Here is a 15,375-nt window from a genome sequence, read left to right on the forward strand (position 1 = left end):
ATGGCAATAACTGCCAATCCAATAAAACCACTTGAGATTATTTGATTTAATAAAAAGAATTTAGCAAAAAATCCAGCTAAAATAGGAATTCCAGCCATTGACAACAAAGCAATAGTCATGATAAAAGTCATTAACGGGTGTTTTTTACCCAATCCATTAAAGTTATCTATGAAATCGTTATCTTCATTTTTAGTTACAAATAAAATCACCGAAAAGGCGGCTAATCCTGCAATTGCATAAGAAGTTGCATAAAATAATAAATTATTTTCTGCGGCATTTATGTTTAATAAAGTCAACAACATAAATCCGGTATGAGAAATTCCTGAATAAGCAATAACGCGTTTTATCTTTTTCTGACGAAGTGCCATAATATTTCCAAATAACATGGTTGCAATAACTACTACAATTATTACTTGTGTATAACTGTAAAGCATTTGGCTGTTTAATATGGTAATTAACTTAAAGAAAGAAGCCATAGCTGCCACTTTTGCTAATGTACTCATGATGGCTGTTACTTGAGTAGGTGAGCCCTCATACACATCTGGAGCCCAGAAGTGCATAGGTGTAGCGGCTACTTTAAATAGCATTCCAATGGTTATTAAAATTACTCCAATATAAAACCAAAATTCGGTACTTGCGGATATTGAAGCTTCGTATAAAGTCCCGATGTCAAAAGTCCCTGTTGCACCATATAACATGGTAATTCCAAATAATAAAATTCCAGAAGCAAATGACCCCATTAAAAAGTATTTCATACCGGCTTCATTACTTTTTATGTTCAATCTGTCACTTCCTGCTAGTACATACAATCCTATAGATAGTACTTCGATGCCTAAGAAAAACATGGCTAAATTGCTGAAACTTACCATTGCCACAGCACCTGAAAGCATGAATACTTTTATTGAAATGAAATCAGATAATTTTGAACTGTTTTTGTAACTCGGGGCACTCATTAAAATAAGTAGCGCAGTTAATAATATAAATAAACTTGAAAATGCTTTTGCAAATTTATCTGAAATTATCATGGATTCATATCCTGATATTTCTGGTAATTCTTCAATTAAGTTTAAACCAAATAATACCATTAAGGCTACTATTGATACAGGAATAATAATCTTTTTTAGATTCATTATTTCTGCTAATAAACAAAATATTCCGATTCCTATTATAGCAATTAATGTAGTCATTTTATGATGCTTATTATTTAATTTGAGTTAAAATTGATTGTAAACTTGGCGTAATTAAATCGATAATTGGTTGTGGAAATAATCCGAAGAAAATAGTTACACCTACTATAATTACCAATACAATACTTTCCTGTTTTGTTATGTTTTTAAATGTTTTATGTGCAGATCCTAACATCACTTTTTGAAACATTCGTAACATATAAAACGCACCTAAAATAATTGTTGTTCCTGCCACTACTGCATACCAAATATTTACTTTAAATAAACTGTATAGTAAATTAAATTCTCCAATAAAATTGAATGTAGTCGGTAACGCCACAGAGGCTAACATGATAATCATAAACAAAGAAGCGAAATACGTATCTTGAATTCTGATGCCGCCCATTTCTTTGATTTCGTACGTGTTGTATCGGCTGTAAATTAATTCTACCACATAAAACAATCCTACAATTACAATACCGTGAGAAAGCATTTGTAAAACCGCACCTTGAAATCCTTCTATTGTTAAAGAATACAAACCAGCTGCAATTAAACCCACGTGTGATAAAGAGGAATACGCTAAAAATTTCTTGAGGTCTTTTTGTTTTAATGTCACAATCGCACCATAAATAATTCCAGCAATTGATAAAGCAACAATATATGGGACATGTGCTTTTGCTACTTCATCCGTTAAGGGTAATTGCCATCTTAAAACACTGTATAATCCCATTTTCAACATAATTCCAGACAATAACATAGTACCAACTGCGGGCGCTTTGCTATACGTGTTAGCTTGCCAAGTATGAAAAGGAATCAAAGGGATTTTAATAGCATACGCTAAAAAGAAAGCAACGAAAATATAAGTTTTCTCTAATGTTGTTAATTGTAAGGCATATAATTTATTGATGTCAAAACTACCACCTTTTGTATACAAATAAATGAAAGCTAGAAGCATAAATAAGGATCCTGCAAACGTGTAAATAAAGAATTTTAAAATGGCTTTTTTACGTTCTTCTAAATCTCCATTACCCCAATTTAAAGCAATAAAATAAATAGGAATTAGTGCAATTTCCCAAAAGATGTAATATAAAATTCCATCAGAAGCTAAGAAAGTACCTGCCATAGCAAATCCCATAAATAGCATTAAAGCATAAATAGATCTTGAATTTTCAAATTTTGTGATAAATCCGGATAATATAATTAAAGGTAACAATCCTGTTGTTAATAATAACATCACTAAAGATAAACCATCAAGGTGCAAAGCAAAATTAATATTGAGTTGTGAAATCCATGGTACATTTACATCTAAATTTTCACCAGCTTGATACGCATTTAAATTTAATAGCGTCACGCCAAAAGCAGCAATACTAGAAATTAAAGCTATTTTAGGGGCAAACTTGTTTCCTGATAAATAGGTGGTTATTGCGCCAACTAATAATACAATTAAAACGATACTACTATCCATTATTTTACATCTCGAATTATAAATACATAAACTAAAAACCCAACCATTCCGAATATAAATGCGAATAAATATACACCAATATTACCATTTTGAATTTTCTTTCCTTTTAAAGATAATGCATATGTGGCACCACCTAATCCTATAACTGCATTTGAAATAAATTTCTCTACATAATTTTTAGCAAAACTGGAAATCGTATAGATTGGTTTTACAATTATAGCCATATAAATTTCGTCTAAATAATATTTATTTGATAAAACTTTATGTAAACCTTGCACTTCAGAATCTGCCGCTGGGATTTCTTTTTTCTTTAAATATTTAGAATACGCTATTGCAATTCCTAATAGGGCGCCAAGTGTTGCCACTGCCATTAACGTATATTCAATCGTTCCTAATGTATGAGCTTCGTGCGATTTGTGTGCGAATAAGGGCGCTAAATAATGATTTAACCAACTGTTTCCTGGCAAACTAATGGCACCACCAATGGCAGCCAATGTTGCTAAAATTACTAATGGAATAGTAATTAAAGCCGGACTTTCATGTAAATGATGTTTTTGTTCATCAGTGCCTCTAAAGTCGTTGAAGAAAGTTAAATACATCAATCGGAACATATAAAAAGCAGTCATAATAGAAGCAATCGAACCCACAATCCATAAAGGGATATTGTTGTGAAAAGCCGTCATTAAAATTTCATCTTTAGACCAAAATCCAGAGAAAGGAAAAATACCTGAAATCGCTAAAGTGGAAATCATCATCGTCCAGAAAGTAATTGGCATTACTTTTCTTAAACCACCCATATTTCTCATATCTTGTTCTCCGTGCAAAGCATGAATTACAGAACCTGAACCTAAGAACAAACAAGCTTTAAAGAAAGCGTGTGTGATTACGTGAAAAACCGCTACTTCATAAGCCCCTAAACCTAATGCTAAAAACATTAAACCCAATTGCGAAACTGTAGAATAAGCTAAAACTTTTTTAATATCGTTTTGAACCAAACCTATCGATGCAGCTACAATTGCAGTGATAGCACCAACAATTGCAATTAGGTTTTGGATTTCAGGCGTTAAATCGAATAAGAAATTCATTCTGGTAATCATAAATATACCCGCTGTTACCATGGTTGCCGCGTGAATTAATGCAGAAACGGGAGTTGGTCCAGCCATTGCGTCTGGTAACCAAGTAGCTAAAGGTAATTGTGCTGATTTTCCACAAGCGCCGATGAATAAGCATAAAGCTGCTATTGATAAAAGGCTAGGAGTGATTAAATCGTTTCCTAATAAGGCTTTTATTTCTAAAAATTCTAAAGTTTGAAAATGGAAACCTAAAATAAATATTCCAATTAAGAAACCTAAATCTCCAATTCTATTCATGATAAATGCTTTTTTCGCCGCATCATTATAATCTTGGTTTTTATACCAAAATCCGATTAGTAAGTAAGAACATAATCCAACGCCTTCCCAACCAATGAACATGATTAATAAGTTGCTTCCAGCTACTAAAGTAATCATGAAGAAAACAAACAAATTTAAATAAGAGAAAAATTTGTGCATATTTTCATCTTCATGCATGTAGCTGATAGAATACAAATGAATTAAAGCGCCTATTCCTGTTACAAACAACAACCATAAAACAGATAATTGATCGAATAAGAAAGAAAAATTTATTTTAATGTTTCCAATTGAAAACCAATCTGCTAAATGAAAAGTTATAGCTTTTCCGTCGGTATTAATTTGAGAAAATAATGAAATGGTACATAAGAAAGACACAACAATAGCAGTTGTTCCTATCACACCAGAAATTGTTTTTCCTAATGATTTACCGAAGAATGTATTGGTTAAAAAACCAACTAACGGCGCAAATAATAAGAGTAATATAGTAGTATTCATTTCAGAATTATCCTTTTAGATTTTTTAAATTATCGATGTCAATATTTCCAATATTTCTAAATACTGAAACTAATATGGCTAATCCAACAGCCACTTCAGCTGCAGCAACCGCCATGGTGAAAAATACAAAAACTTGCCCTGATGGATCTTCATGATACGAAGAAAAAGCAACTAAAAGTAAGTTTACGGCATTTAACATAATTTCAATAGACATAAACATGATTATGGCATTTCTTCTGTATAAAAGACCAAACGCACCAATACAAAACAGCAAAGCTGAAAGTGTGATGTAGTTTTCAATACCAACTTGTTCTAATATGTTCATAATTAAATTTTTTCTTCTTTTTTAGAAATTAAAACGGCACCAATCATAGATACTAAAAGTAAAACCGAAGCAAATTCGAAAGGCACTTGGTATTCGTTTAACAATACATTTCCTAAAACTTTAATAGATTGATAATCTATTCCAGAATTTACATATTCTATATTTTCTGGCTGTGCTTTACGCAGTGCTGCAATTAAAACCAATCCTAAAATTCCAGCTGAAAAAACGGCAGCTAGTTTTGCATATAGTGGTTTTGATGTTTCGTCTTCTTTGTCTAAATTCATTAGCATTAAGGTAAATAATAAAAGTACCATAATTGCTCCTGCATATACAATAATATGTACGATAGCTAAAAATTGCGCATTAAAAAGTAAGTAATGACCTGCTAATGAGAAAAAGCAAACCACTAAATAAATAGCACTGTGAATGGCGTTTTTACTGAAAACAGTTAAAAAGGCAGTTCCTAATGTTACAGCTGATAATATATAAAAAACTATTTCTATCATAATTAATTTACGGTATTAGTTTGCGTATTTTTAATAGCCATATCTAACGGCATCACTAATTTGTCTTTTCCGTAGATAAATGCTTCTCTTTCGTAACCGGATTTCACAATTTTTTTAGAAGTTGTTAAGTAAATCGCTTCTTTAGGACACGCTTCTTCACACAAACCACAAAAAATACAACGCAGCATATTTATTTCATAAATTTCGGCATATTTTTCTTCTCTATACAAATGTTTTTCATCTGCTTTTCTTTCCGCAGCTTTCATAGTAATGGCTTCTGCAGGACAAGATAAAGCACATAATCCGCAAGCGGTACATCTTTCTCTGCCTTGTTCGTCGCGCATTAACATGTGTTGCAAACGAGCAATTGGACTCATTTCACGCACTTCTTCAGGATATTTTATGGTCACTTTTCTTCTAAACAAATGTTTAAGAGTGGTCCATAAACCTTTCAGAATCGTCCAAACGTAAATTCGTTCTAAGAATGTCATTTCCTTATTGGAAACTTCCATTTTTCTTCCTGATAATGATATTTGTTGTACTGACATTTTCTTATTAATTAAATAAAACCATTACAATTCCAGTTATAATAATATTGATAACAGCTAACGGAATTAATATTTTCCAACCCAAATGCATCAATTGATCGTATCGGAAACGTGGAATTGTCCATCTTACCCACATGTAGAAAAAGATGAAGAAACATATTTTTGCAAATAATGTTAAAAATCCTAATAATGCACCAATATTTATACCCCAATTTTCATTTACCCAAGCCATTCCTGGAAAGTGGTAACCTCCTAAAAACACGATTGCTAAAATTGTTGATGAAATAAACATATTTGCATATTCAGCAAATAAATAGAAACCCATTTTCATGGAGGAATATTCTGTGTGATAGCCACCAATTAATTCGGATTCACATTCTGCTAAATCGAAAGGTGTTCTATTGGTTTCTGCAAACGAACAAATTAAGAAAATCAAAAATGCTAACGGCTGATAAAAGATATTCCATCCGTCATTGGCTTGCATTACTGTAATGTCTTTTAAAGATAAAGATCCAGACATCATTAAAATGGAAATCATCGCCAATCCCATCGCTACTTCATAAGAAATCATCTGTGAAGAAGCACGTACGGCAGACATTAAGGAGTATTTGTTGTTGGATGCCCAAGCACCAATCATAATACCATAAACTCCGATTGATAAAACTCCAAAAACGTATAATATTGACACATCAATATCTGTAGCTTGAAGTAAAACATCTCTTCCGAAAACATGAATTTTATCTCCCCAAGGGATAACAGCACTTGTAATTAATGCCGTACTCATTGCTATTGCAGGTCCTAAAATAAATAAAAATCTATTAGGTGTATTTGGAAAAAATTCTTCTTTTGTAAATAATTTAGCTCCATCAGCTAGTGGTTGTAATAAGCCACCCCAACCTGCGCGATTCGGTCCTACACGGTCTTGTAAAAAGGCGGCAACTTTACGTTCTGCCCAAGTTGAATACATGGCCATAAACATGGTTAATGCAAAAACGGCAACAATTACAATGCTTTTTTCTATTATAAATGCACTATCCATTTTTTTGAGTATTTTTTAATGGAACACCTGACATACTGATTCTTATTTGGTCTTGTTTTCTACCTTCTAAAATAAAATCTTCCGTTTCAATAATTACTTTTTCTAAAGGACGTGTGTAATTATTTTGGTTGATAACCGAATCTTTATTGAATTGTTTTGGACCTTCAATGGTCCAGTCTGATACTTCTTTTTTATCGAAACGACAGGTATTACATATAAATTCTTCTACTTCACCATATTGGTCTTTTCTACCTGTAACTCTTTGAATTTCATTTCCAAACATCCAAACAGTAGTTTTACCACAACAAGTAGTACATTCTCTATGTGCATCGAAAGGTTTGTTAAACCAAACTCTACTTTTAAAACGGAAGGTTTTGTCTGTTAAAGCGCCAACTGGGCAAACATCAATCATATTTCCTGAAAATTCATTGTCAATAGCTGCAGATACACAAGTTGAAATTTGCGCATGATCTCCACGGTTTAAAACACCATGAACTCTATTATCTGTTAATTGGTCAGCTAATGTGGTGCAACGTTGACATAAAATACAACGGTTCATGTGTAATTGAATTTTATCTCCAATATTTTCTGGTTCAAAAGTTCTTTTTTCTTCTATGAAACGTGTTTCTGATTTTCCATGTTCGAAACTTAAATTTTGTAATTCACATTCACCAGCTTGATCACAAACTGGGCAATCCAAAGGGTGGTTAATTAATAAAAATTCGGTTACAGATTTTCTAGCTTCCGTTACTCTATCCGAATTTTTACTATTTACTTCCATACCGTCCATACATCCTGTTACACAAGATGCCATTAATTTTGGCATAGGTCTTGGATCAGCTTCGCTACCTTTAGCCACTTCAACTAAACAGCAACGACATTTTCCACCGCTTCCTTTTAATTTAGAATAATAACACATGGCTGGTGGCACTAAATCGCCTCCAATCATACGTGCAGCTTGCAGGATAGTTGTTCCTGGTTCTACTTCAACGCTTTGTCCGTCTATGGTTACTTTCATGTATTGTTTGTCTTAATGTCTTAATGTCGAATGTCGAAAGTCAATATGCCGAAATGTTCGATTTTTAACTTTGTTTTTCTGACTTCAGACTACTTTTGTAAATATTTAATAAATCCACTAATTAATTTTGAAATCTCCGAAATCTCTAAAAATAATTCTTCAAATTCTGTTTTTGTAATATAATTTAAATCAAAAGCTAAATACACTTGAGATCTTACTTCTCCTGCCGATGCTTTAGCTATATATAAAAAATAAATAAATTCTTTATCTGTATTTCTTTCAAAACCTTCAGCTATATTTGATGATATTGAAATTGATGCTCTTCTTATTTGTCTAACCAAATCAAAATCTTTTTTAAAATTTTGATTCTCGGTTATTTCATAAATTCTTTTGTTAAATATTCTTGCTTTTTGCCAAGAATTAATTTCTTCAAATGAATTAAATTTTCCCATTCTGCTTACTTTATGACTTTACGACATTACAACTTTTGACTTAACAAAAGGTTCATTCACAAAATGGTTTCTATCTTTAATTTTTTCTGGGAATCTAACGTGGTATTCAAATTCTTCTCTGAAATGGCGAATAGCAGCAGCCACTGGCCAAGAAGCAGCATCGCCTAATGGGCAAATGGTGTTTCCTTCAATTTTTGATTGAATGTTCCATAGTAAGTCAATATCTTCTTCACGACCTTGACCGTTTTCAATTCTCCATAATATTTTTTCTAACCAACCTGTTCCTTCTCGGCAAGGCGTGCATTGTCCGCAACTTTCATGGTGATAGAAACGGGAGAAATTCCAGGTATTTCTGACGATACAAGTCGTATCATTATAAACAATAAAACCCCCAGAACCTAACATGGAACCTGTTGCGAAACCTCCATCTGATAAGGATTCGTAGGTCATTAATCGGTCTGTTCCAGCTGCTGTTTTGTATATTAAATGTGCTGGTAAAATCGGCACAGACGAACCTCCAGGAACTAAAGCCTTTAAAGGTCTTTCGTCAATCATACCGCCACAGTATTCGTCAGAATTCATAAATTCTTCTACTGTAATTCCCATTTCAATTTCGTACACACCAGGATTTTTAATATGTCCAGAAGCAGAAATTAATTTAGTACCCGTAGAACGTTCTAAACCAATTTTTGCATATTCAGCACCAGAATTCATTACAATCCATGGCACGGCAGCAATTGATTCTACATTATTTACCACAGTTGGGTTGGCCCATAATCCTGAGATCGCAGGAAACGGTGGTTTGATACGAGGATTTCCTCTTTTTCCTTCTAAAGATTCTAATAACGCAGTTTCTTCTCCACAAATATAGGCTCCAGCACCAACATGCACGTATAAATCTAAATCGTATCCAGCACCTTTTATGTTTTTACCTAACCAACCAGCAGCATAAGCTTCTTTGATGGCTTTTTCTAAAATTTTGTAAATCCACATGTATTCCCCTCTAATATAAATATAAGAAAGATTAGCACCAAGTGCGAAACTTGAAGTTATCATCCCCTCTATTAAAAGGTGAGGAATGTATTCCATTAAGTAACGGTCTTTGAAAGTACCTGGTTCAGATTCGTCTGCATTGCAAACTAAATGCCTCGGGTTTCCTGATTTTTTATCAATAAAACTCCATTTCATTCCCATTGGGAAACCGGCGCCACCACGACCACGAAGTCCTGAAGCTTTTACTTCTTCAGTAATATCGTCTGGTTGCATGGTCAGTGCTTTTTCCACTGATTTATAACCGCCATTTTCGCGATATACTTCATAGGTTTTTATGCCTGGAATATTTATTTTGTCTAATAATATTTTCTTTCCCATGATATTATTTATCGTGTAAAGTTATTTTTTCTGCTTTGCAATCTTCAATTAACGTGTCAAAAGATTCTTTTGATAGTTTTTCGTGATAAAAATCGCCTAATTGCAACATGGGTGCATATCCACAAGCGCCCAAACATTCTACGCCAACCACTTGAAACAATCCGTCTGAAGTAATTTCTCCTTCTTTCACCCCTAGTTTAGTACAAGCGTAATCCATTAAATCTTCTACGCCACGCGTGACACAACATGATGTTCTACAAAATTCAAACATGTATTTTGCTACAGGTTTTGTGTTAAACATCGTATAAAATGTTACCACTTCATACACTTCAATTGGAAGAATATCCAAAATTTCAGCTACTTTTTGTTGTAATTCTACACTTAACCAATTGTCATGAGCATCTTGTACTTCATGTAATACTGGTAGTAATGCCGATTTCTTTTTATCTGCTGGATAATGACTGATTAATTCGTTAATACGAGTCATTAACGCTTCAGTTATGTGTATCTCTTGTTTAATATTTGATATTTCCATTTTTTTTATTTTGAATTTTATAATTTAAAATTCATCATTTATAATTTTTTATGCGTCTAATTCGCCAGCAATTACATTTAGGCTTGATAAGATTACAATAGCATCAGATAACATTGCTCCTTTAATCATTTCCGGATAAGCTTGATAATAGATGAAACTTGGTCTTCTAAAATGTAATCTATAAGGCGTTCTGCTTCCGTCTGTAATTAAATAAAAGCCTAATTCGCCATTACCGCCTTCAACCGGTTGGTATACTTCTGCAACAGGAACAGGAATTTCTCCCATTACAATTTTAAAGTGATAAATTAAAGCTTCCATATTATGGTATACTTCTTCTTTTGGTGGAAGATAATAATCTGGAACGTCAGCATGGAATACATTTCCTTCTGGCATTTTTTCTAATGCTTGACGAATAATGCTTAAACTTTCCCATACTTCTGCGTTTCTTACACAAAATCTATCGTACGTATCACCTGATTTTCCAACAGGAATATTAAATTCAAAATCTTCATAAGAAGAATATGGCTGTGCGACGCGAACATCATAATCTACACCAGCGGCTCTTAAATTTGGACCTGTAAATCCGTAATCCATTGCCATTTCTGGAGTAATGGCACCTACGTTTACCGTTCTGTCAATAAAAATTCTATTTCTTGTAAATAAATCTTCAAATTCTTTCCAAGCTATTGGGAAATCTTTTAAGAATGTATCTAATAATTCAAATGCTTTTGGCGACCAGTCTCTTTCGAATCCGCCAATTCTCCCCATATTTGTGGTTAAACGAGCGCCACAAATTTCTTCGTAAATTTCATATACCTTTTCGCGAAATTGAAAAACGTATAGAAAACCTGTGTAGGCACCAGTATCGACACCTAAAATTGAATTACAAATCAAATGGTCTGTTATACGCGCTAATTCCATTACAATCACACGTAAATATTGTGCACGTTTTGGAACTTCGATATTCAATAATTTTTCTAAAGTCAACCACCAAGCCATATTGTTTATTGGCGAGGAACAATAATTCATTCGATCTGTAAGTGGTGTAATTTGATAAAACGGACGATTTTCTGCGATTTTTTCAAATGCCCTGTGAATATATCCAATAGTTGGTTCTGCGTCTAAAATTCTTTCCCCATCCATTAATAAGATGTTTTGAAAAATTCCGTGAGTGGCAGGGTGAGTTGGTCCTAAGTTTAAGATAGCTAATTCGCTTCCGTCTTCGTTATGACGCTCCTCAATGTATTTGTAATATCTGTGATCTGCAGGTAATGCTACTGTTCCCATTTTAAATCGTTGAATTATTAATGGTTCTACCAAAGAAACGGTCATCTTTATCTGTTCTTCCTGAATCTTCCATTGGAAATTCTTTTCTCATTGGGAAAGAAGTCATTTCGTCCATATTTAAAATTCGTACTAAATTGGGGTGTCCGTGAAAAATAATTCCGTAGAAATCGAATGTTTCACGTTCCATCCAGTTGGCACAATTAAATAATGAAGTGATTGATTTTACTTCAGGTTTTGTTCCGGTTAAAAATGTTTTTACTCGTATTCTTTTGTTTTCGTACCAATTATGTAAATGATATACAACGCAAAATTGTTCATTTATGTCGCTATCTGGATAATGAATTCCGCATAAATCAGTTAAGAAACTAAAGTTTAAACTAGGTTCTTCTTTTAAGAATTTTATTACGTTGTATACTATATCTTCCTCAGCTTCTAAAACAAACATGTCGTATTCTGTTCTAAAATACTTTACGTGGTCTCCAAAAGTTTCTTGCAATTTGCTTTGTATTTCTACTGATTCTAAAGCCATTATTATTCTATATTATAGGAAGCTAACAATTCTTTATATTCTGCAGAATGTCTTCTTCTTTGAGATTCACTTTTTACTAATTCTTGTAGTTGCATTACGCCGTCTACTATTTGTTCTGGTCGTGGTGGGCAACCTGGTACATAAACGTCTACAGGAATTACTTTATCAATACCTTGTAAAACAGAATAGGTGTCAAAAATACCACCTGAAGAAGCGCAAGCCCCAACTGCAATTACCCAACGAGGTTCTGACATTTGTTCGTAAACTTGGCGTAAAATAGGTGCCATTTTTTTAGAGATTGTTCCCATTACAAGAAGCATATCTGCCTGACGAGGAGAAAAACTTACACGTTCCGATCCAAAACGAGCCAAATCATAATGCGATGCCATTGTAGCCATAAATTCAATACCACAACAAGAAGTAGCAAATGGTAATGGCCATAATGAATTGGCACGAGCCAAACCAACAACTTGGTCTAATTTCGTAGCGAAGAATCCTTCACCTGCATGCCCTTCGGGCGCATCAACCATATTTATATTTTTACTCATATTATTTTGAATTTCGAATTAAAAATTTTGAATGAAATAAAAATTCATCATTTAAAATTTATACTCATTTTATTATTCCCAAACCAATGCTTTCTTCTTAATAACATAGAAGAAACCGATTAATAATAAAATCATAAAAATACTCATCTTGATTAATCCTTCTACACCCATTTCTTTAAAATTTACAGCCCAAGGGTACATGAAAATAACTTCCACATCAAAAAGAACGAATAAAATAGCTACTAAAAAATATTTTACAGAAAAAGGAATACGGGCGTTTCCAACAGATTCAATTCCGCATTCGAAACTCTTGTCTTTATTAGTAGATGATCTTTTAGGACCTAAAAGGCTGGAGCCAAAAATTGTTAGAGCAACAAACCCTACAGCAAGAAATACTTGCATAAGAATAGGTATAAAATCAATTTGAGAATTATGCATTTTAATGTTATTTTTAAAATTGCCACAAAATTAATTTGTATTGCGGTATTATCAAAATTTAAACCACATTAAGAATGGTGATTTTATGAAAAAGAATGTATTTATAATCATTCTAAATAAAAAATAAAGCACAAAAAAAACGCTCCGTTTTCGGGAGCGTTTTTAGACGGTAATAAATTAATCGTTTAATATTACAACTTTAGTTGCTACAATTCCTTTTCTTCCTTCTTCTTCTTCATAACTAACGCGGTCTCCCTCGTTTAAGTTTTCAACATTGATTCCTGTAGCGTGAACAAAAATGTCCTTACCTGTATCTTCGTTAGTGATAAAACCAAAACCTTTGGTTTCATTGAAGAATTTTACTGTTCCTGTTTGCATTATATGCGTATTTAATTATTAATAATGGGCAAATATATAAATTAATTTGACACAAGCAAGAAAATTATGTTTTTATTTTAAAATATTTATTTTTATACTCAATTCTTCCAGTTGTTTATCATCAATTTTAGAAGGGGCATCAATCATTACATCTCTTCCAGAATTATTTTTTGGAAAGGCAATAAAATCTCTAATAGTTTCTTGACCGCCCAATATAGCCACCAATCTGTCTAATCCAAAAGCCAGTCCGCCGTGAGGTGGTGCGCCATATTGAAAGGCATTTAATAAAAATCCAAATTGGTTTTCCGCTTCTTCTTTTGTAAATCCTAATAATTCAAACATTCGTTCTTGTAAATTCCTATCATGAATACGAATGGATCCTCCACCAATTTCGTTTCCGTTTAATACCATATCGTATGCATTGGCTCTAATTTTACCTGGTTCGGTAGTAATTAAATGCATGTCTTCTGGTTTTGGTGAAGTAAATGGATGGTGCATTGCATGATATCTTTCGCTTTCTTCATCCCATTCTAATAATGGAAAATCTAAAACCCAAAGTGGCGCAAATTCATCTGGATTTCTCAAGCCTAGACGCGAAGCTAATTCCATACGCAATGCAGAAAGCTGAGTTCTTGTTTTGTCGGTATTTCCACATAAAACAAAAATCATATCTCCGGGTTTTGCTCCAGTAATTTCTGCCCATTTTTTTAAATCTTCCTGATCGAAAAATTTATCGACAGATGATTTTAAACTTCCGTCTAACTCGTATTTACAATAAATCATTCCGGTTGCGCCAATTTGTGGGCGTTTTACCCAATCAATTAACGCATCGATTTCTTTTCTTGTATAAGCTGCGCAACCTGGAGCTGCGATGCCAACTACAAATTCTGCAGCATTAAATACTGGAAAATCTTTGTGTTTGGTTACTTCGTTTAACTCGCCAAATTCCATTCCAAAACGAATATCTGGTTTGTCATTTCCGTACGTTTTCATAGCGTAATCATACGTAATACGAGGAAATTTATCTATTTCAACGCCTTTTACTTCTTTTAGTAAATGACGGGTTAGTCCTTCAAATTGATTTAAAATATCTTCTTGTTCTACGAAAGCCATTTCACAATCAATTTGTGTAAATTCTGGTTGTCTATCTGCGCGTAAATCTTCATCACGGAAGCACTTTACAATTTGAAAATATTTATCCATTCCGCCGACCATTAACAATTGCTTGAAGGTTTGTGGCGATTGTGGCAGTGCATAAAATTGTCCTTGGTTCATTCTACTTGGCACTACGAAATCACGAGCGCCTTCTGGGGTAGATTTGATTAAATAAGGTGTTTCTACTTCGCAAAATCCTTGATTAGACAAAAAATTTCTTACTTCTTGTGCTACTTTATGACGAAATAGTAAGCTGTTTTTAACAGGATTTCTTCGAATATCTAAATAACGGTATTTCATTCGGATATCTTCGCCACCGTCTGTTTCATCTTCAATGGTGAATGGCGGAGTTAACGAGTCGTTTAAAATGGTCAATTCAGAAACTAAAATTTCAATGTCACCCGTTGGCATATTTTTATTTTTAGATTCACGTTCAATTACGGTTCCTTTTACTTGAACCACAAATTCGCGCCCTAAAGATTTTGCAGCATCAAAAATAGCTTTGTTAGTTCTGGTTTCGTCTAAAATTAATTGCGTAATTCCGTATCGGTCGCGCAAATCAATCCAAATCATAAAACCTTTATCACGCGTTTTTTGAACCCAACCGGCTAAGGTAACTTCCTGATTTATATGTTTGGCGTTAAGTTCACCACAATTATAACTTCTATACATTATTATTTGTTTTTTGCAAAAGTATAATAATTTTAAATTTTATTTTAGTTTAACAAT

The 15,375-nt window shown here is 33.2% G+C and carries 17 protein-coding genes; all 17 read right to left on the reverse strand.

Annotated elements, in window-relative coordinates; translation table 11 throughout:
• A partial coding sequence (locus ACIQ2I_RS01850; RefSeq protein ID WP_396180735.1) for an NADH-quinone oxidoreductase subunit N occupies positions 1–1,187 on the reverse strand: 1,187 nt, incomplete at its 3' end.
• Positions 1,188–1,200: 13 nt separating this feature from the next.
• Entirely contained in the window at positions 1,201–2,631 is a 1,431-nt protein-coding gene (locus ACIQ2I_RS01855) for a NuoM family protein (protein WP_396180736.1), read from the reverse strand.
• Entirely contained in the window at positions 2,631–4,517 is a 1,887-nt protein-coding gene (gene nuoL, locus ACIQ2I_RS01860) for an NADH-quinone oxidoreductase subunit L (RefSeq protein ID WP_396180737.1), read from the reverse strand. Before nuoL ends, ACIQ2I_RS01855 begins: the two co-directional genes overlap by 1 nt.
• A 7-nt stretch (positions 4,518–4,524) precedes the next feature.
• A complete protein-coding gene (gene nuoK, locus ACIQ2I_RS01865; RefSeq protein ID WP_396180760.1) occupies positions 4,525–4,845 on the reverse strand; it encodes an NADH-quinone oxidoreductase subunit NuoK in 321 nt (106 codons plus the stop codon).
• Positions 4,845–5,348 carry an NADH-quinone oxidoreductase subunit J gene (locus ACIQ2I_RS01870; protein WP_396180738.1) on the reverse strand — a complete coding sequence of 168 codons (504 nt, stop codon included), beginning with the start codon at positions 5,346–5,348 and terminating at the stop codon, positions 4,845–4,847. Before ACIQ2I_RS01870 ends, nuoK begins: the two co-directional genes overlap by 1 nt.
• Positions 5,349–5,350: 2 nt before the next feature.
• Positions 5,351–5,896 carry a NuoI/complex I 23 kDa subunit family protein gene (locus ACIQ2I_RS01875; RefSeq protein WP_396180739.1) on the reverse strand — a complete coding sequence of 182 codons (546 nt, stop codon included), beginning with the start codon at positions 5,894–5,896 and terminating at the stop codon, positions 5,351–5,353.
• A 7-nt stretch (positions 5,897–5,903) separates the two neighbouring features.
• Positions 5,904–6,935: an NADH-quinone oxidoreductase subunit NuoH gene (nuoH, locus tag ACIQ2I_RS01880; protein WP_396180740.1), complete on the reverse strand. Its 1,032-nt coding sequence runs from the start codon at positions 6,933–6,935 to the stop codon at positions 5,904–5,906.
• Positions 6,928–7,953, reverse strand: coding sequence for a 2Fe-2S iron-sulfur cluster-binding protein (locus tag ACIQ2I_RS01885; protein WP_396180741.1), 1,026 nt, complete (start codon positions 7,951–7,953; stop codon positions 6,928–6,930). Before ACIQ2I_RS01885 ends, nuoH begins: the two co-directional genes overlap by 8 nt.
• Before the next feature lie 89 nt (positions 7,954–8,042).
• The gene (locus tag ACIQ2I_RS01890) at positions 8,043–8,405 is read right to left on the reverse strand and encodes a four helix bundle protein (protein WP_396180742.1); all 363 of its coding nucleotides are present in this window, start codon (positions 8,403–8,405) and stop codon (positions 8,043–8,045) included.
• Positions 8,406–8,423: 18 nt separating this feature from the next.
• Positions 8,424–9,776: an NADH-quinone oxidoreductase subunit NuoF gene (nuoF, locus tag ACIQ2I_RS01895; RefSeq protein ID WP_396180743.1), complete on the reverse strand. Its 1,353-nt coding sequence runs from the start codon at positions 9,774–9,776 to the stop codon at positions 8,424–8,426.
• 4 nt (positions 9,777–9,780) lie between these two features.
• Entirely contained in the window at positions 9,781–10,311 is a 531-nt protein-coding gene (gene nuoE / locus ACIQ2I_RS01900) for an NADH-quinone oxidoreductase subunit NuoE (protein ID WP_396180744.1), read from the reverse strand.
• 48 nt (positions 10,312–10,359) lie between these two features.
• Entirely contained in the window at positions 10,360–11,598 is a 1,239-nt protein-coding gene (gene nuoD / locus ACIQ2I_RS01905) for an NADH dehydrogenase (quinone) subunit D (protein WP_396180745.1), read from the reverse strand.
• A 1-nt stretch (position 11,599) separates the two neighbouring features.
• Positions 11,600–12,127, reverse strand: coding sequence for an NADH-quinone oxidoreductase subunit C (locus tag ACIQ2I_RS01910; protein ID WP_396180746.1), 528 nt, complete (start codon positions 12,125–12,127; stop codon positions 11,600–11,602).
• Between the two features lie 2 nt (positions 12,128–12,129).
• Complete coding sequence (locus ACIQ2I_RS01915) at positions 12,130–12,675, reverse strand: NADH-quinone oxidoreductase subunit B (protein WP_396180747.1); 546 nt, start codon at positions 12,673–12,675, stop codon at positions 12,130–12,132.
• 72 nt (positions 12,676–12,747) lie between these two features.
• Complete coding sequence (locus tag ACIQ2I_RS01920; protein ID WP_396180748.1) at positions 12,748–13,113, reverse strand: NADH-quinone oxidoreductase subunit A; 366 nt, start codon at positions 13,111–13,113, stop codon at positions 12,748–12,750.
• A 177-nt stretch (positions 13,114–13,290) separates the two neighbouring features.
• Positions 13,291–13,491 (reverse strand): cold-shock protein, encoded by a 201-nt coding sequence (locus ACIQ2I_RS01925; RefSeq protein WP_291241430.1) that lies wholly within the window; start codon positions 13,489–13,491, stop codon positions 13,291–13,293.
• Between the two features lie 72 nt (positions 13,492–13,563).
• On the reverse strand, positions 13,564–15,318 hold the full coding sequence (aspS, locus tag ACIQ2I_RS01930; protein WP_396180749.1) for an aspartate--tRNA ligase: 1,755 nt from the start codon (positions 15,316–15,318) through the stop codon (positions 13,564–13,566).
• Positions 15,319–15,375 lie beyond the last annotated feature (57 nt).

It is taken from the genome of Flavobacterium sp. (assembly GCF_044368995.1).
Taxonomy (GTDB): domain Bacteria; phylum Bacteroidota; class Bacteroidia; order Flavobacteriales; family Flavobacteriaceae; genus Flavobacterium.